We start from the raw sequence: 17,864 nt of genomic DNA on the forward strand, positions 1-17,864 counted from the left end.
TCCTCTTTTCCGCCATTGTAGCATACTTATCCGTTTGATTCAAGAATTGCAGGCATCTGGTACAGAGCCGTTCGGTTTTCTACCCGTTTGTCGCACGGAAGTCGGGATTCGGAAATTCCTCCTACGGCAAAAGAACTGAACACCACTAACAGTACACAAAAATCGATTGACAAGTGCCAAGCGATTTGGTATAAGGATTAGGTATCTACTATGAAATCTGCACAGGAGAAAATCTGTCATGAAAATCACTGACATCAAACCTTATCCCGTTTGGGTGGGACACAGAAACCAACTCATTGTTAAAGTAGAGACTGATAGGGGTATATACGGTTGGGGCGAATCTGGACTGTCAAGTCGAGAATTGGCGGTCGTTGGGGCGGTTAAGCACTACCGAGAATTCCTGATTGGGCGCGACCCGATGCAAATCGGTGGGTTGTGGCAGGAGATGTACCGGAGCCAGTATTTTGAGGGCGGTCGTGCCTTAACAGGCGCGATCTCAGCGATTGACATCGCACTCCACGATATTGTCGGAAAGGCATTGAATGTACCTGTCTATCAATTGCTCGGTGGAAGGCAACGCGACACTGTTCCGTGTTTTGCTACAACAGGTGCGGCTACGGTTGAGCAATTGATAGAAAACGCAAATTTATTGCTTGAGAAGGGGTGGAACGTCATCCGAACAAATGTATTGCATCGCGCGAAACCGGGCGAGGAGAACATCTTTGAGCCACGTGAATCCATCAGTCTGGCGGCGGAGTGGTTGACAGCACTTCGAGAAGCCATCGGACCTGAACCTGTGCTTGGCATAGACTACCATCATCGGCTGAGTGTTGCGGAAGCCGCATCCTTCTGCCAACGTATGCCCTCCGGCACGCTTGATTTCTTAGAAGAGCCGATCCGAGACGAGACTCCAGAGGCGTATGAATCGCTTCGGACGATGGTGGATGTACCGTTTGCTATCGGTGAGGAGTTTTCCAGTAAGTGGCAGTTCCTCCCGTATTTGGAACGCGGTATCACGAACTTTGCACGTCTTGACGTGTGCAATGTCGGGGGTTTGACGGAATCGATGAAGGTTGCGGGCTTAGCCGAGGCGCACTATATTGACTTGATGCCACACAACCCGTTAGGTCCTATCTGCACGGCTGCGACGGTTCATCTCGCAGCTGCTGTTACCAATTTCGCTTGGTTGGAAATCCGGACTTCGCCAACAGAAAATTCTGGACACTATGATGAGGATCTGTTTCCTATCCAACACAAACTTGAAGGTGCCTCTATACCGGTACCGGACGGTCCTGGTTTGGGAGTCGAAGTTAACGAAGAATTGGTAACGGCGCAGACATTCAAGTTCTCGGAACCTCCACACCTACGTCGACGTGACGGTTCGCATACGAACTGGTAGCACGCTGTAATTTTAGAGCCTATAACCACTCAGCAAAGGTGAATATCTCTATGCAAGACAATCCGTTTGAAACGCGTCGCGAACTTCGTGCTAGGAAACTGGTAGTGGGTGGTATTCTCGCTTTTATTGCCACTATCATTATTGTCTTAATCTTCTTTAAATACAGCAGAGATGCGCCACTTCCAAAAGCACTGACCGGTTTATTTCTATACGCTTTCTTTTTTCTCTTTAACTTTGGGGCACTATCCCGTGCGGGTTTGTCTTACGACCAATTATTCGGGATATTCCCAACATGGCGTACGTTGGGACGATACACCCTCTGGGTAGTACCACTTGTAGTCGTCGCCATTGCAGCTATCTACGTTTTGTATCTACCACTGTCCTATGTTTTTCCCAGATTTGTCAAGTCGTGGTACCTTGAGGACTCCACAATAATGATCTGGGGGCGAGGCGACAACTATATCCTTGCGAACGCAATCAACTACCTAACGATTGTGTTAGTCGCACCCGTGCTGGAAGAGTTCTTCGCACGTGGCATTTTGCTAACGCGATGGACTGTCAAGTGGGGGGTGCCACGGGCGATTCTCGCTTCATCCGCTGTCTTTGCGCTTCTGCATGCTAATTTCTTGGGCGCGTTCTGTTTCGCTTGTGCGATGGCGATTCTCTATATCCGAACCAAGTCGCTCTTTGTTCCGATGAGTCTCCATATCGTAAATAACCTAACAGCGTGGATCATAGAATCTCTCACAATGGATATTGACACCCCTGCTTCATACGAAACGCTTGCTGAGTTTCAAGAATCATGGATGATAGGGCTGATAACACTCGTCATTAGCATTCCGTGCGTTATCTTATTCTGGAGACGCTATATCCTAAAGACCGATTGGCGCGTTCCATACCTTTCCGAATCTGCTGACTGTGAAAACGACACCACCGGATAACCCAAAAATTGTCCATATCTCATCTGATGTATGCTATAATTTGGGGAAATCACGTTATCGTTCGCTATTGAATCAATGTAAGAAAGGGCGTATCAAACGATGAAAACGCAAACGATTAAGTATGGAGAGAACGGCGGTGTTGAGATCATTGATATTGATGTCCCCGATCCACAAGCTGATGAAGTGCAGGTTCGGCATGCCGCATGTGGTGTCTGTGCATGGGATTTAGCGACTTTTCGGAACGGTGGCTATGCACCTCCGGGTCATGAAGGTGTTGGTTATGTCACAAAAGTTGGAAGCGGTGTCCGAGACGTCAAAGAAGGGATGCGTGTTGCGAGTGTAGAGTTGGGGTTCGATGGTATCAAGAACTGTTCAACCGACGATGTATATGTCCTTCCAGAATCGGACCTTGCGGACGAATATTGGCTTGTTGAACCGGTCTCATGTGTTGTAACAGGTCTCGACACTGCACCCTTACGACCTGCCGACAACGTTGCGGTTATCGGATGCGGTTTTATGGGACTTATGTTCGTCCAAGCACTGAGCCGATTTTACACAAATGACCTTATCGCTATTGATCTCGTTGAGGAACGCCTGAAATTGGCAGCGTCGTTCGGTGCTAAATTCACGTATAATCCTAAGGAAATAGGTGTCTCCGAGTTGGTGTCAGAACTGAGAGCACGTTCAATTGACGTGGTGTTTGACTGTTCTGGTAAGGCTGCAGGGTTGAATCTCGCCACCAAAATTGTGCGCCGAGGCGGACATATCAATCTTTTCGGTTGTATTCGAGAGGAAGTGACGTTCAACGGTGGCGAATGGCATGGCGGCGCGTTTAATTTGGTGAGTTCATCGCCGGGCGCGCAGGTTCGGGATTCGTTTCCGCCAGCCATCCGCTTCCTTGAGCGAGGTATCATTGACCTGAAACCACTCATAACGCATATCGTCCCGCTTGAGGACTATCCCGCACTTCTCAAGGCAGCGACAAACGGAGACGGGAGTTACATCAAAGGGGTCGTGAAAGCGGTGTAGAGGTATAGATGCTGAACGATAATTGGTGTCCTCAAATTGATAAAGTATCACGCAGGATCGCCTACAAACACAAAACGCTCCGCTGTCGTTTGTGCTTCTGATATAGTTGCACTTCTATCCAAATAGATACTTTTGCACAACATCCTCTCGCACCGTGACCCCCAACCCCGGCGTGTCGCGGATGGCGACATAACCGTCCTCTTGCACCCACGGATCGCTGACCAATTCATGCTGCATCGGGGATTCGTGGGGTTTGAAATCCGTGCAATCGGCGTGTGGCGAACTCGCGAGCATGTGCAGACTCGCGGCGGTTTTTAAAGCACTACTCCATGAATGTGCACTGAACTGAAGACTCTCTGCCTCAACCAATTTGATAACATGTCGGCTGCCAGTGAGTCCGTGGCAACGTCCCGGATCAATTTGTACGATATCGACACCACCGGACTGGATAAGCCGTTTGTAACTTTCGACATCCCATTCATCCTCACCCGTACCGATGGGTGTCATGATCGCCGATCGCAATTGGGCATACGCTTCAAAGTTATCGGGCGGTAGAGGTTGCTCAATCCATTTGAGCCGATAGGGTTCGAGATCCCGGAAGCGTTGGATGGCTGTCGGGACATCCCAAATGCGACGGTGTCCCGGCGTATCAATGACCAACTCAAGTTCGTCTCCGATGACATCACGGATGCGACGAATCATTTCAAGGTCGCGTTGGCGGTCGAGACCGAATACTGCCTCTGGTCGCATTCCCCAACCGCCTTTAACAACGCGGTAGTTTTGCTCTCGCAACCACCGAAATTCGTTGAGCGTCCATTCCAGGTCCTCCATATCAAAGATGATTGATGCCATTGCAATGATTTTGTCGTGTATTTGACCCCCAAGGAGTTTACAAACAGGTAAATCGAGTGCCTTGCCTTTTAAGTCCCATAACGCCATATCCACAGCACTGACGGCAAACGCGGCGATGCCTTCGGGGCCATACCACCAGATGTGGTCAAGCATTTTATGCCAGTGTCGTTCCACATCTAAAGCATCTTCACCGGTAAGCATTGGTGCAAATCCCTGCTCGATGATTATCTTTGTTGCGAGTGTTGCTTCTCGAAATTGTGAGATACACTCTCCCCAACCGACAAGACCATCGTCGCTCTCCACGCGAGCCAGCGTGATGTAACGTTCGATACCTTTGTAGTGCGGCTCTGGGTAGGCAAGTGGAAACGCCTGAATTTTTTGAATTTTCATATTTTTAATGTTCCTTGCGGAGAAGTTAAGCGCGTCTAAACTATCGAGTGCGTTCCTTAAATCCGCACTCCACTATGTTAAGTGCTAACGTTTTTGATGTTACGAAGTTAACGATATTGCGTACACAGTTCACTGCTACAGCAAGATTGATCGGTTTTGTAAGATAATACAACTACATTGTACTACGGCCAGATGCCATAAGTCGGTATATTAAACAGCATGCCCAATATTGTCCACAGACTCCCGACGGTAAATTGTCCCAGTATCAACCCCAGAAAAAACGGCATCGCCTTCCGATGGGCATTTCGTCCGCCATATTTCAGCAGAATTAATTTCAATCCCCACGCCACCAATAGCGTAAACCAGATGTAATTGACCGCCCAACTCCCACATACGGCGGCGTAGGCTGCCGGATGAAAAGGAAACCAGAAAAACTTCATCCGCATCAACATAAGAAAAAGCGCGAACAGTAGACCAATTCCCGTAAATCCTAACGCCCAATAGTCCGGGGAAAGTGGATGTGTTAACCAATTCTGCAAATTCCGCCACGGTTCTGAACCGTATATGATTGGCACGCGAGACATCTCGTGTACAGCACCGAGGCGGTAAGGGATGGATATAAGTGCCCAAAACTGTGAGAGGATGCCGACGACCAAAGCAATAAGGATCGCAAACAGCATAAAACGACTCCGGATGCCTGACGTTGAGGCGAGTTTGAAGCCTTCAAGTTGATGCGGCATCGGATGCGAATCGAAGGTGCGCGTAAAAAACCAAAAAAAAGAAAACATCGAAAGGTTATTCGGTCCCAGCGAACGAGTGCCTACAGCGGCGACCATGACCCGTTCGGGTCCCGTATAGTGCAAGTCGTGCATCGGTGATCCGAGTTCGGCGCGCATCCGGGAAACCGCCGTTGAAAAGGCAAAATAGAGTCCGAAGAAGACAAGAATCGCCCAGAGGGACATACCTGCTTTCAAACAAAAGAAGATCAGAAACGCCACCCCAGAAATAAGTGCGAGAATAAGAGTCCGGTGCGACATCGGTTCATCCGACGCGGGCGCAGGATGGACTTTCACACCCAGTAAATTCTGAAGGTATTTTCTACCCCTCCATACCGCAATCAGAAAAATGCCCATATATGCACCGAATCCCTGATAGTTGATGTAAGGATAACCCGTTCCGTCTAAGCCCGCAATGCTGCCGATGAGTTGTTGTCCCTTCCATACCCAAAAGAAAAACCAACTCGAAAACAGCAGATCCAGCGGAATCAGAAATCCGATGCCTAAAACGAAAGGGTAAATCCCCAATCTCAGCCACCCCATTGCGGAGAAGGGTTTCTCTGTGAACCTGAAACGGTATGTTTTCTCATATACGGAAGGTATTGCGGGAAAAACGTGGTGGAGACCGTTAATGATATCGAAAGCCGCTACAAGTCCGAAAGCGATCCACATCAGCTTGTTGGTAAAAAAACCTTCGCTTGTCATTCGCGTTGGAAGTTGGATAATCGGATACGCCAGTTTCTCATCTTCCGTCCACGGTTTCCGCACGATAAGCGTGATGCAAACCATAACAAAAAGCATCGCAAGGAGAAAGCCAAACCAATTCATCACAGGCGTTAGCCAGCCTAACAGATGCTGTTTCGTGTAGAGCGTAGAATCTCCCTCGTAATAGCCCGAAAGAACATCCTTGTCTGCCACGGCAAGCCATCTCGGAATATACCGCCAGAACAGGTCCTTCCAATCATTTTCTGGCGTTGCGAACCAGAACGCGTGCCCCAATGTGGGAACCAAAATCTCCATCATGCTGTGTCCCGCAGTGGCTGAGGCAACGGATAGCATGGCGTAAATGACCAAGAGTTCACCTTGGGATAGAGCCATCTGAGGCAGGAATCGCCTGAATATTTGGTTGAGTCCTATCAACACCAGTACATTGAAAACAACGGTGAAAATCAGCGAGACGATGGTGGGCTGCGCGGAATATTGGACGAGTTCAATATAGGTAATCCAATAACAATTGATAGGGATCAGAATCAGTCCAATTGCTATAGACCACCAACGGACTGATGGAAGCGGTTTTGATGGGGATAGGGAGGGTTTCGTGTGCGGCATTTCGGATCTGTTTTGAAAATCTTGACCCACAAGTTAGAAAAATTATGACGCCTCTTAGATTGACGTGCATTCTGCAGGCACGCCATCCGTTGCCCCCAACGTCTTATAGATTTCTGTTGTACTTGATAAAAATCGCTTTAACCTGTAATACGCTTTTGGTTTTCGTGTTGACGATACTTGTGTCACCTATGTCATTGACTATGGTTTGTTCTCCGGTCTCTACCCGATCGAATCCTTCAAATATGATTCCATCAGCACCGCTCTCGCGTGCCTTCTCTATTAACTTTTCTTGTAACGCCTCTGTGTCCCCTCCATCTGCAGTCGCGTGTCCTATCACCAGATAGCCTTCGGTTATACCATCTTCTGAAAAGTAAACATCCACATGAGAAGTAGATGGATAGGAGTCCCCAAGATAATCGACATCGATATCATCGCTACCACAAGCGGTAAGAAATAATATCATTGATAGAATCAACACGATAATTTTCCCATTCACATTTGCGTTCAACATGAGAAAACTCCTGATATTTAGTTTTCGATTTAAGACTGATTTGATAGTGTGCTACTGTTTCGATATGAGAAAACCAATGGCAGATGCGTATCGTCCGCCAACACGTCACCGGTCTTCAATTTCGCGACCACTTCATCGGGCAACGCGCTTTTCTTTCCGTTGAATGTGGCATCCTCCGGCATAAAGAGCATCGCAAACGCACGCCGGGGGCGCGTCGTCATATTCGGTCCTGCTGCATGCGCGACCATCCCGCTGATGAATACGCCGGCTCCTGCTTTCATCTCAGCGGCGCAAGGCTCAATCTCTGCCCATTGTGGATATTCGCGGAACAGTTCACCGATGCCAGCCTGCCCGAGACTTCCGCCAACCTCGAAACCGCTCGTCTTATGTGTGCCGGGCAGAAAATACAAACACCCGTTCTGGACGGTTGTATCGTCGAGTGCTACCCAGAACATGATTGCCTGATGTGAGTAGAAGGGATCGTATGGATTATCAACATGGAAGTTCGTCGGATTTGCCCACGGTTGCTTAACCATGGCGTGGTCATGATACAATCGCACGCCCGAAGTGCCAGCGAGGTCCGCCGCCAACTTCCCCAATTCAGGGTTAAGAATCAACTGTTTAATCTTCTCACTCGTTTTCCACAAATTGACGCATTGAATGAAGACGTTCTTGTAGTAGTTGTCTTCCCCTTTCTGATTGTGAAAGGCATCATCACGACTCACATGTTCTGCGATAGCCTCGTCAACAGCATCCTGCCACAATGACAACTCAGCACCTTTCAGGAAGTCGTCAATAACCAGAAACCCATTCTCACGGTAAAATTCAATCTGCTCGCTTGTAACTTGTGTATTCATGGTGTCTTAGGTGCTTCTCAATCGTAATTACTGGGTCGATGGTCGCCGAGGAGCCGTCTCTGTCGAGGATTCGTTTGCGCGAGAATTGATTGATCAAACTGAAATTTGTTCAAATAAGGCGGGTATTTCTGTGTAATCATCCGCATGGCATAGTGTACCTGCAAAAGGTAACGGGTTTCGTCACTCGTATTAGCAGAGCCACGATGCCAGACTTCACTGCGAAAAAGCACCACGTCCCCCGCATTGCATAAAATACTCTCTTCGCCCCGGTTATTCCACTCGGTTGCGCCGTTTGGAGAGCATCCGGAGAAATGGCTGCCCGGTACAAACTTCGTCGGTCCCAATTCCTCATACATATCATTGAGATAGTAATGCGCAGTCGTAATGAAGATAGGGACTTTAACGCGTGGATCGGAACGAACATCTGTGGGTAGACTGATGGGCAGCCAATCGGTATGCAACCCTTGATCTGGACGGCCGGGTCCTGTTATCCACGATTGCATACCGATGCAATGGCAATCCTCGCCGTGCGTCGCCTCGGCAACTTCAATAATCGGTGATTTGTCAAGGAATTGGAGATACAACAGGTCGCGATTAAACGAGTTGTTGATGATTTTATTTAGGAATCCGTCGCCATTTTGAGGCGTTTGATGCCGATCCAAACACTCCGGGATCGTCTCTAATCGGTCCATAGTGGCTCGCAATTCGGCGACTTCATCGGCGTTAAGCACACTGGGGAAGTAGACATAACCGTCCGTTTCAAGTGCTTCAACTTGGCTCTCTAAATCGTTATGTGCCACAAGTGAGAGGGCTTTTGACATTTTCAGTACTCCTTCAAAGCAAATATTGGGTTGAAAGGATGAAAGGAAAGGAAGGATGGAAATCCGCCTTCCACGCTTCCATCCTTCTAATCTTCCGATGCTGTGAGGAAAGAAAGGAATTTTGCGTAAGTCCTATTCCGTTAATACGATGACACCGCACCCGATACGCGCACCCGCATTGCCCGAAGGTTGCGAGACGAAATCGTCCGCATCAGCATGGACAATGATACCTTTGCCGACGACATCTACGTCAGAACCGGTGCCGATTTCCCAGAGGTCTGTTGTCAATGTAATACGACCGGTTCCATCTTCGCCGACAGTGATGTTGCCAATATCTCCAAGATGAAACTCACCTTCTCCCCACTTTCCGTGCGCAACATCAGTGGGATTCCAGTGACCGCCAGCGGATGTCCCGTCGGGCGCGCTACAATCACCGTTTGCGTGGATATGAATGGCGTGCAGACCGGGAGACGCGCCCTGAATCTCAGCCATAAACGTAATGTGGTCGCCGTTTTGTGTGAAAACTGCCATTCCGGTTACGCCACTGTCGTTCAATGAACCAATCACGGCGTGTGCTTGTTCTGCGGGTGCCGTTGGAAGAACGCCCGCCTGTTGCTGAACTCTCTCGCAACCCGTCAATAGGATCGAAACACTGATCAATAGGAAACATACTGACTTTATACCAATAGACATTAAACGCGTTTTCATTGTTAGCTCCTTTAGTTATAAGGTTGTTAATCTAACGTGAGTTTGATAAGAAAAATATGATGGAAAAAATCCCTAAAAACCTCAATCATATCGGTTGCCCATTTGGAGGACACTCGGAGAAATGGCTGCCCAGTCCGAACCAGATTAGCGGTGGCATATCCGACGAATGCGTTCAGTTCCACAGCAGCACTGTTTGATCCCGACTCCCACTGGCAAGTGTTAAACTATTCGGACTGAACGCTACACTATTGACCCGACCCGTATGCCCAGTGAGTGTCGTTTTCAACGCACCGGTCCGAATCTCCCACAACAGCACTGTCTGATCCCGACTTCCACTGGCGAGCATTGAACTATCCGAACTGAACGCTACACTGCTGACATCGTTCCCATGCTTCCGCCAGGTGGCTTTGATCGCACCCGTCGCAACGTCCCACACACGAACTCTTCTGTCGTTACCCCCACTGGCAAGCATTGAACCATCTGGGCTGAACGCTACACTATTGACCCAACCTGTATGTCCAGTGAGTGTGGCTTTGACTGCCCACGTCCCTACATCCCACAAACGCAACGTCTGGTCCCGACTCCCGCTGGCGAGTGTCTTGCCATCTGGGCTGAACGCTACACTATTGACCCCGCCCATATGTCCAGTGAGTGTCGTTTTTAGCGCACCTGTCGCAACGTCCCAGACACGAATTGTTCTGTCACCACTCCCACTGGCAAGTGTCTTTCTATCTGGGCTGAACGCTACACTACTGATCCAACTCGTATGCCCAGCGAATGTCCTTTTCATCGCACCTGTCGCAACGTCCCAGACACGAATTGTTCTGTCACCACTCCCACTGGCGAGTGTTTTTCCATCCGGGCTGAACGCTACACTACTGATCCAACTCGTATGCCCAGTAAGCCTCGCTTTGAACCTACCCGTCGCAACGTCCCACAAACGAATTATCTGGTCACTACTTCCACTGGCGAGTGTCGAACCATTCGGACTGAACGATAAACAACTGACTTCCTCTGTATGTCCAGCGAGTGTCGCTTTCAATGCACCTGTCGCAACGTCCCACAAATGAACTGTATCGTCCAACCACCCACCCGCACTGGCAAGTGTCGAACCGTCCGGACTGAACACTACACTATTAACACCCCCTGTATGCCCGATGAGCGTGGCTTTTACGATACCCGTCTCGACATCCCACAAACGAATCGTCTGGTCTATATCTCCGCCGCCACTGGCAAGCGTCTTGCCATCTGGACTGAAGGCTACGCTATTGACACCGCCGATATGCCCGGTAACTGTCGCTTTCGCCGCGCCTGTCGCAACGTCCCACAAACGAACCGTATCGTCCAACCACCCACCCGCACTGGCAAGTGTCGAGCTGTCTGGACTGAAGGCTACACTAATGACACCGCCGATATGCCCGGTAACTGTCGCTTTTGCTGAATGCGTCGCAACATCCCGCAAACGCAACACCCCATATCTCCGGTTCAGACTTCCGCTGGCAAGCGTCTTGCCATCTGGACTGAGCGATACAGTACTGACACCGCCGATATGTCCGGTGACTGTTGCTTTGATGTTACCACTCTTTTTAAGGTCCCACAAACGAACTCTCCCCTCATAATCCCCACTGGCAAACAGTGAACCATCCGGACCAAACGATACACTACTGACACCACGGAGGTAATCAGTGCGTGTCATTGTGACCCTGCCCGTCGCAATGTTCCAGAAACTTAACACCCCGCGATCCTCGTTCAGGCCCGCACTGGCAAGCATCTGTCCATCTGGGCTGAACGCTACACTATAAACCCAGTCCATATCTCCAGTGAAAAATGCAACTTCTTCGTATGTTTTGGTATCATACAGCCAAATACCTGCCCGACTTCCTACCGCAAGTAACAAACCGTCCGGGGAATATGTTACCTCTCCTACACTCCCTTTGCCGAGACGTGCTTTCGCCCCCTCGGGTAAACTGAATTGGGTATGTGCGGCATACTGCGCGAACCCATCAAGAATACCGACGCTCGAAACTGTTAGGAGCGTTAAGGCCAACAAAAACGTTGTTTTCACCTTCATGCGCTTATATCTCCCTTTCAGAGAAAAAGTTAAGGACACACATCAAATTCCGTGCTGCTCTTAATCATAATTGCTTGGTCGGTGGTCGCCCATGAGCCTTCTCTGTCGAGGATTTGCTTGAGCGAGAATCGACGCATCGAACTGAAATTTATTTAGATAGGGCGGATATTTCTGTGTAATCATCCGATTGGCATAGTGGACCTGCATAAGATAACGAATTTCGTCACTCGTATTGGCAGAGCCACGATGCCAGACCTCACTACGGAAAAGCACCACGTCTCCCGCATTGCATAGGATACTCTCTTCACCTCGGTTATTCCATTCTGTTGCTCCGTTTGGGGAGCATCCAGAGAAATGGCTGCCCGGCACAAACTTCGTCGGTCCCAATTCCTCATACATATCGTTGAGATAGTAATGAGCAGTGGTGATGAAGACTGGAATTTTGACGCGAGGATCGGAACGAATGTCTGCTGGTAAGGAGATTGGCAGCCAATCGCTATGTAATCCCTGATCTGGCCGTCCCGGTCCTGTCAGCCATGAATGCATGCCGATGCAATGGCAATCTTCACCGTGCGCTGCTTCGGCAACTTCGATAACGGGCGATCTATCGAGGTATTGAAGATAAAGTGGATCCCGATTAAACGAGTTGCTGATAAGCTTATGGAGAAATGCGTCGCCATTCTCAAGTGTTTCGTCCCGATCATGAGATTCAGGGATTGCTTCTAATTGATCCATCATTGCCCGCAATTCAGCGATTTCATCGGCATCAAGCACGCCGGGAAAATAGACATAGCCATCCTTTTCGAGTGCTTCAACTTGGCTTTCTAAATCATTGTATGCGACGAGTGAGAGGACTTTCGCCATTTTCGGTACTCCTTTCGGACGATAGCAGCGGGTCAACGCTTATCGCTATGATATGTTAACCACAACGAAGTTGTCAATGAAAAAATTGTCCCCATAATCCAACTATACTGCCTTGAGTTTTCGCCATAGTGTTGTACGACTGATCCCCAAACGTTGTGCAGCGAGCTGCGGCTTTCCATCAGATGCCTCCAAAACCCGTTGGACTAATTCACGTTCCAATGCAGCAAGTGGGTTGCTTTCCCTGAGTGCCCGCGTAACAATATCATCTCTCGACGAAATAAGGTCGAGCGGTAGATGTTGCTTTTCAATACTGCTATCCTGACATTTGACGAATGCATGCTCTATGATATTCTCCAACTCTCGCACATTGCCGGGGTAGGTATAATCCATTAAGATTTCAAGGGCATCAGGTGCGATCCGATGAATGGACTTTTGTGTCTGTTGACTGAATTTTTCGATGAAGTGTTCAATGAGGAGTGGGATGTCATCTGGTCTTTCACGGAGTGGCGGCGGCGTAATCGGGACGACATTGAGTCTGTAGTATAAATCCTCTCGGAAACGTCCAGCGTCAATTTCTGTTTTCAGTATTCGATTTGTCGCTGCAATGACGCGGACATCTACTTTCTGTGTCTCGGTTGAACCGACCCTTTCATATTCACCTTCTTGCAAGACGCGGAGCAACTTTGCTTGTGTCCCGAGACTTAACTCGCCGATTTCATCAAGAAAAAGCGTGCCGCCGTCCGCAGCCGCGAATCGCCCTTCGCGCGTTGCGATGGCATCGGTAAACGCCCCTTTGACATGTCCAAAGAGTTCGCTTTCCAGCAAGTTGTCAACTAAGCCAGCGCAATTGACGCGGATGAAGGATTTCTTTGCCCGCTCGCTATTGTAGTGAATCGCGTGGGCAATCGGTTCTTTGCCGGTACCGCTTTCGCCTTGAATCAGGACGGTCGTTTTCATCGGTGCGACGAGTTGAATCAACTCGAAAATCTCCTGCATTTTCCGGTTTTTTCCGATGAGATTCCCAAACGAATGGCGCGCCTTGAGTTGGGCACTGAGTGCCTTTACCTCCGAGAGATCCCGGGCAAATCCTTGGATAAATTCCTGATCGTCATACGCAATTCGGATGGCGCGAATTTCCAATGGCAAGCGATTTCTGTTTTTACGGGACAACTCCGTTTGGAAAGTAATCGGGTTCTGTTGGTCGAGGCTTTTGAGCGTTTCGCGGGTATTTTGAAATTCATCGGGAGGCATTAGGTCACACAGGGACAGATTGACGAGTTCTTGATGTGTGTAACCGAGCCAGGCACAGAAATTTTCGTTTACAGTAACGAAGGCTTCCGTTAGCGATGGACAGATGAAGATTGCGTCGTTGGACATCTCAAAAAGTGTGCGGTATCGTTTATTGTTTTCGGCGAGTTTGTCTGTCCAATTCCCTTTTTCAATCAGAATTGAGAGTTGTCCAGCAATCGGTTTCAGGTGTCCGATATGTGCTTCGGAGAATGCTCGGGGTTTTTCACTGGTGAAAAAGACGACCCCAATGGGTTTACCCTGCACCTTGAGCGGAAGTGTCAGATTGGAGCGCATCCCTTCTTGAACCATCAGCCTGGTCCAGTGTGCCGGTCTTTTTGCGAGAATTTCCTTAAAGTCGTCAATAATCCGTGCTTCACCTGAATTGAGGATAGGTTCAAGGCTTGACCCTTCGATTTTTGCTGAGAACCCGTTGTCCAGCAAGATTTTTCTGTTAGATTTCGTTTTGCACTGCACTAAATCACCGGAAGATTCGTCAACAAGCGCGATGCCTAACCGGTTATGCGGCACTATGTTCTGAAGTCCAGCGTGGATGTTCTCAAAGACTTCATCGAGTGTTTTTCCGAGTTGAATCTCCTCAAGGGTTTCATAGACCTGATCGGTGCCAAGGGTTTCCGTCAGTCTATTGTTTGCTGATGCTTCAGGGGTAATTGCAATCTGAAGTGTATCGCCCTGGATCCGGAGTGGATAGGTTCGGAGGTTCGGCGTGGTAATAGGGCATCCACTTTTCAGGTCGTATTGCCAACCGTGCCACGGACAGGTGATAAGGTTGTCTTCCAATACGCCTTGGTTGAGCGGTCCGCCCTGATGTGGACAAGCGTTATTGACAGCATAAAACGCTTCACCTGCGTTGAAGATCGCGATGTCTTCACCCTCACATTTGACCACGATATTCTGTCCCGGTTCAATTTCAGTTGTTTTAGCAATATTAATCCACTTCACCTTTCCCTCCACGCCTGCACAGGATTTGTTATCTATGGGTTACAGATTATCATATAGTGAACCGGATGTCAAGAATTTTGTTTCATAAATGAAAAACGTTTCATTTGTGAAAAACCTGTATTTCTCAACTCCCTAAGCAATTAATTCGGGTTTTGTTTCAGATTTGAAATACATCGGTAAAATCTGAAATTTGGTTTTACCCCATAAAACGTTGATATACGTCAATTGTATAGGAACCTGGACACTTGGCACGAAACTTGCGACGCTATTGTAAAGACAAAAGATACCTAACCCGATTTGAGTTAGACGATAAGGTTTAACTCTAAACTTCAGGAGGATTAAGAAATGAGCCGTTATCTTGAACACGCAAACATGACCGTGAATGACCTTGAAAAAGCGATCGATTTTCTAACAACTGCCTTTCCAGATTTTCGAGTCAGGGGCGGTGGCAATAACGCCAACGGAACAAAATGGTGTCATCTTGGGACTGACGATTTTTACATCGCCTTGTCAGACCGCAAGCACCCCTTCACAGGTGACCGTAAGGGGAGCTACGTAAACCATCTCGGTTTTGCTGTTGATGATGCTGAAGGCATCAGAGAACGTTTGCTGGCTGCCGGATATAAAGAAGGTTTTAAAGTTGGACCGCATCCCCACCGAAAACGGGTCTATTTCATTGATGTGGACGGTTTTGAATGGGAGTTCGTCGAATACTTCACGGACGATCCAGCGAAACGGAACGATTATTCACAGTAAAATAACTTTCGTTCGGGATGCGATGTTTGTTAAAATTTGTAGGGTTAAGGCGTGGTGCTTGCCCTACAAGTTTTTCGCAGCGTTAATGTACCGATCATGATAAAAACCACACGCACAACACGACAAATCCACTGCCTATCCATAGTATCCTACGACGGGTTACAAGCATCTATAACTCAATAATTCAACAAAACCTATTACCATAAATAATAAATCCATCCTTGGTGAATGGAGTATGGCGTAACCCGTCAGAAAACCGGACCCAGCCAAACTACCCGTTATTAGGAACGGGTTTATTAGTTCCGCAATTGAGTTTTGTTCTGAAATAGCTATCGCAATCATAAATAAAGCACCGCCTAAGCAGCCCGCGAAAAACCATTTAGATTCATGAATATCATTTTTAGCATCTCGTTCAGCATCAAGTATAGCGACATCACTATCACTGTATTGTTGTGCCAAAGCAATAAACGGCATGCTAAAAACCAACACTATCATGATAAATACCGAAACATAAAATATTGAACGAGTTTTCATAAATGTTCCTTTATTGATTCTTGATTACCGGAGCAACCAAGTTGTTGATCGAAGGGGGTTATCTTCCATCCTTCCGTGTTTAGCTGATAAGTGTTACTTCCGTATCAACATCTTACGCGTAGCAGAAAAATCCCCCGCAGTAAGCCTATAGAAATACAAACCACTCGCAACCTTTTCACCAAACTCGTTTTTACCATCCCAATACGCCGCACGGGAACGATTCTGATACATCCCTGCGAGTTGATGTCCGAGCGTCAATGTCCGCACCAACGTGCCATTCACCGCATAGATATGCAGTGTAACATCCGCATCCTTCGCCAAATGGTAGGGTATCCACGTCTCAGGATTGAACGGGTTGGGATAGTTGGCAAGCAGGACCGTCTCTTTGGGGGTCAACACTATAAGGAGTTGTTGTAGGAACAGGATACCGCGCTGTGACATTATATCCGTGAGATCCAATTGCTGTGCAGCAGATACCCACTGTTTGACCTCCGTAACAGTAAGCATTTTTATCGCTTGCGGATGTAGAGAAGGCGCGGCAGCACTTGTCCCTAATGCACCAGCAACGAGGACAAGGTCCTGAATATTGACTTGCCCATCACCGTTGACATCCGCACTACTTGTGCCTGTTTGTCCCAACTTCGCAGCAACTAACACTAAATCCTGAATGTTTACAATGCCATCACCATTCACATCGCCTTTGCGTTGAAATGTAACATCACCTGTCGGCATAACACGCCATAACAGCACAGTGCCGTCCCAACTGCCACTTGCTATCGTCTGCCCATCAGGGCTGAAACTCACGCTATAGACCCCACCCGTATGCCCAATGAGTTTCTGCTTTTCAATCCCCGTCTGAACGTCCCACAAGCGGATAGTGTTATCCTCACTGCCACTTGCTATCGTCTGTCCATCCGGACTGAAACTCACGTTAATGACCCCATCCGTATGCTCGGTGAGTTTCTGCCTTTCAAGACCTGTCTGAACATCCCACAAACGAACAGTGCCATCCCAACTGCCGCTGGCTATCGTCTGCCCATCTGGACTGAAATGCACGCTATAGACCCGATCTGTGTGCCCAATGAGTTTCAATTTTTTAAGACCTGTCTGAACATCCCACAAACGAACAGTGCCATCCCAACTGCCGCTGGCTATCGTCTGCCCATCTGGACTGAAATGCACGCTATAGACCCGATCTGTGTGCCCAATGAGTTTCAATTTTTTAAGACCTGTCTGAACATCCCACAAACGAACAGTGCCATCCCAACTGCCGCTGGCTATCGTCTGCCCATCTGGACTGAAATGCACGCTATAGACCCGATCCCAATGCCCTGTGAGTTTCAGTTTTTCAATACCCGTCTGAACATCCCACAAACGGACGGTATTATCCGTACTACCACTTGCTATCGTCTTACCATCTGGACTGAAACTCACGCTATAGACCTCATCCGTGTGCCCTACGATCAGGTTAAGTTCTTGCCCATTGTGTGCATCATACAACCAAATGCCGATCTCACTCGCAACAGCAAGTAATTTACCATCGGGAGAATATGTTACATCGTCTATCGTGCCTTTGCCGAGGCGCGCCACAGCACCGTCCGGCAAACTCCATTTTGTAATGTCTGCCGTAGCAGTGTGCGGTAGAAAAGTGAAAAGTGAAACTGCTAATAGAAATAAACGAAAAATTAAAGTCGTTTTCATTATCAAGCTCCTGTATGTGTTAATCAGCAAAATTGATCGGTTTTCTCAACTAAAGTAGAGGTTCTTTCCGTATAA

At 48.3% G+C, this 17,864-nt stretch carries 15 protein-coding genes; 4 read left to right on the plus strand and 11 right to left on the minus strand.

Going from position 1 to position 17,864, the window contains the following annotated elements:
- The first annotated feature begins 238 nt into the window (after positions 1 to 238).
- From OXH00_19375 to OXH00_19385, 3 genes are all read left to right on the plus strand, one after another.
- Positions 239 to 1,399 (plus strand): mandelate racemase/muconate lactonizing enzyme family protein, encoded by a 1,161-nt coding sequence (locus OXH00_19375; protein ID MCY3743184.1) that lies wholly within the window; start codon positions 239 to 241, stop codon positions 1,397 to 1,399.
- Between the two features lie 50 nt (positions 1,400 to 1,449).
- Positions 1,450 to 2,340, plus strand: a complete 891-nt coding sequence (locus tag OXH00_19380) for a type II CAAX endopeptidase family protein (protein ID MCY3743185.1) — start codon at positions 1,450 to 1,452, stop codon at positions 2,338 to 2,340.
- Positions 2,341 to 2,439: 99 nt separating this feature from the next.
- Positions 2,440 to 3,369 (plus strand): zinc-binding dehydrogenase, encoded by a 930-nt coding sequence (locus OXH00_19385; GenBank protein ID MCY3743186.1) that lies wholly within the window; start codon positions 2,440 to 2,442, stop codon positions 3,367 to 3,369.
- A 114-nt stretch (positions 3,370 to 3,483) separates the two neighbouring features.
- Here OXH00_19385 and OXH00_19390 read toward each other — a convergent pair whose 3' ends face one another.
- The 9 genes from OXH00_19390 to OXH00_19430 all read right to left on the minus strand — a co-directional run bounded on the left by OXH00_19390 (position 3,484) and on the right by OXH00_19430 (position 14,798).
- The gene (locus OXH00_19390) at positions 3,484 to 4,611 is read right to left on the minus strand and encodes a mandelate racemase/muconate lactonizing enzyme family protein (GenBank protein MCY3743187.1); all 1,128 of its coding nucleotides are present in this window, start codon (positions 4,609 to 4,611) and stop codon (positions 3,484 to 3,486) included.
- A 182-nt stretch (positions 4,612 to 4,793) separates the two neighbouring features.
- Positions 4,794 to 6,716, minus strand: a complete 1,923-nt coding sequence (locus OXH00_19395) for a hypothetical protein (GenBank protein ID MCY3743188.1) — start codon at positions 6,714 to 6,716, stop codon at positions 4,794 to 4,796.
- Positions 6,717 to 6,819: 103 nt separating this feature from the next.
- Positions 6,820 to 7,227 (minus strand): hypothetical protein, encoded by a 408-nt coding sequence (locus OXH00_19400; GenBank protein MCY3743189.1) that lies wholly within the window; start codon positions 7,225 to 7,227, stop codon positions 6,820 to 6,822.
- Positions 7,228 to 7,256: 29 nt separating this feature from the next.
- A complete protein-coding gene (locus OXH00_19405; protein MCY3743190.1) occupies positions 7,257 to 8,084 on the minus strand; it encodes a phytanoyl-CoA dioxygenase family protein in 828 nt (275 codons plus the stop codon).
- A 17-nt stretch (positions 8,085 to 8,101) separates the two neighbouring features.
- Positions 8,102 to 8,905 (minus strand): phytanoyl-CoA dioxygenase family protein, encoded by an 804-nt coding sequence (locus OXH00_19410; protein MCY3743191.1) that lies wholly within the window; start codon positions 8,903 to 8,905, stop codon positions 8,102 to 8,104.
- Positions 8,906 to 9,037: 132 nt separating this feature from the next.
- Positions 9,038 to 9,613, minus strand: a complete 576-nt coding sequence (locus OXH00_19415; protein ID MCY3743192.1) for a superoxide dismutase family protein — start codon at positions 9,611 to 9,613, stop codon at positions 9,038 to 9,040.
- 172 nt (positions 9,614 to 9,785) lie between these two features.
- Positions 9,786 to 11,684, minus strand: coding sequence for a WD40 repeat domain-containing protein (locus OXH00_19420; protein ID MCY3743193.1), 1,899 nt, complete (start codon positions 11,682 to 11,684; stop codon positions 9,786 to 9,788).
- A 60-nt stretch (positions 11,685 to 11,744) separates the two neighbouring features.
- Positions 11,745 to 12,548, minus strand: a complete 804-nt coding sequence (locus OXH00_19425; protein MCY3743194.1) for a phytanoyl-CoA dioxygenase family protein — start codon at positions 12,546 to 12,548, stop codon at positions 11,745 to 11,747.
- Between the two features lie 102 nt (positions 12,549 to 12,650).
- Positions 12,651 to 14,798 carry a sigma 54-interacting transcriptional regulator gene (locus OXH00_19430; GenBank protein ID MCY3743195.1) on the minus strand — a complete coding sequence of 716 codons (2,148 nt, stop codon included), beginning with the start codon at positions 14,796 to 14,798 and terminating at the stop codon, positions 12,651 to 12,653.
- A gap of 345 nt (positions 14,799 to 15,143) precedes the next feature.
- On the opposite strand from OXH00_19430, the gene OXH00_19435 reads away from it, so the two are divergent.
- Complete coding sequence (locus OXH00_19435) at positions 15,144 to 15,554, plus strand: VOC family protein (protein MCY3743196.1); 411 nt, start codon at positions 15,144 to 15,146, stop codon at positions 15,552 to 15,554.
- Between the two features lie 159 nt (positions 15,555 to 15,713).
- Here OXH00_19435 and OXH00_19440 read toward each other — a convergent pair whose 3' ends face one another.
- Both OXH00_19440 and OXH00_19445 read right to left on the minus strand, forming a co-directional pair.
- A complete protein-coding gene (locus OXH00_19440; GenBank protein MCY3743197.1) occupies positions 15,714 to 16,088 on the minus strand; it encodes a hypothetical protein in 375 nt (124 codons plus the stop codon).
- Positions 16,089 to 16,181: 93 nt separating this feature from the next.
- Positions 16,182 to 17,789, minus strand: coding sequence for a dockerin type I domain-containing protein (locus OXH00_19445; protein MCY3743198.1), 1,608 nt, complete (start codon positions 17,787 to 17,789; stop codon positions 16,182 to 16,184).
- Between the last annotated feature and the right edge of the window lie 75 nt (positions 17,790 to 17,864).

This window comes from Candidatus Poribacteria bacterium (assembly GCA_026706025.1).
GTDB lineage: Bacteria > Poribacteria > WGA-4E > WGA-4E > WGA-3G > WGA-3G.

Bases quoted from the DNA above. Each gene is read 5' to 3' on its own strand.
- OXH00_19375 (MCY3743184.1), top strand. From the start codon at position 239: ATGAAAATCACTGACATCAAACCTTATCCCGTTTGGGTGGGACACAGA.
- OXH00_19380 (MCY3743185.1), top strand. From the start codon at position 1,450: ATGCAAGACAATCCGTTTGAAACGCGTCGCGAACTTCGTGCTAGGAAA.
- OXH00_19385 (MCY3743186.1), top strand. From the start codon at position 2,440: ATGAAAACGCAAACGATTAAGTATGGAGAGAACGGCGGTGTTGAGATC.
- OXH00_19390 (MCY3743187.1), bottom strand. From the start codon at position 4,611: ATGAAAATTCAAAAAATTCAGGCGTTTCCACTTGCCTACCCAGAGCCG.
- OXH00_19395 (MCY3743188.1), bottom strand. From the start codon at position 6,716: ATGCCGCACACGAAACCCTCCCTATCCCCATCAAAACCGCTTCCATCA.
- OXH00_19400 (MCY3743189.1), bottom strand. From the start codon at position 7,227: ATGTTGAACGCAAATGTGAATGGGAAAATTATCGTGTTGATTCTATCA.
- OXH00_19405 (MCY3743190.1), bottom strand. From the start codon at position 8,084: ATGAATACACAAGTTACAAGCGAGCAGATTGAATTTTACCGTGAGAAT.
- OXH00_19410 (MCY3743191.1), bottom strand. From the start codon at position 8,905: ATGTCAAAAGCCCTCTCACTTGTGGCACATAACGATTTAGAGAGCCAA.
- OXH00_19415 (MCY3743192.1), bottom strand. From the start codon at position 9,613: ATGAAAACGCGTTTAATGTCTATTGGTATAAAGTCAGTATGTTTCCTA.
- OXH00_19420 (MCY3743193.1), bottom strand. From the start codon at position 11,684: ATGAAGGTGAAAACAACGTTTTTGTTGGCCTTAACGCTCCTAACAGTT.
- OXH00_19425 (MCY3743194.1), bottom strand. From the start codon at position 12,548: ATGGCGAAAGTCCTCTCACTCGTCGCATACAATGATTTAGAAAGCCAA.
- OXH00_19435 (MCY3743196.1), top strand. From the start codon at position 15,144: ATGAGCCGTTATCTTGAACACGCAAACATGACCGTGAATGACCTTGAA.
- OXH00_19440 (MCY3743197.1), bottom strand. From the start codon at position 16,088: ATGAAAACTCGTTCAATATTTTATGTTTCGGTATTTATCATGATAGTG.
- OXH00_19445 (MCY3743198.1), bottom strand. From the start codon at position 17,789: ATGAAAACGACTTTAATTTTTCGTTTATTTCTATTAGCAGTTTCACTT.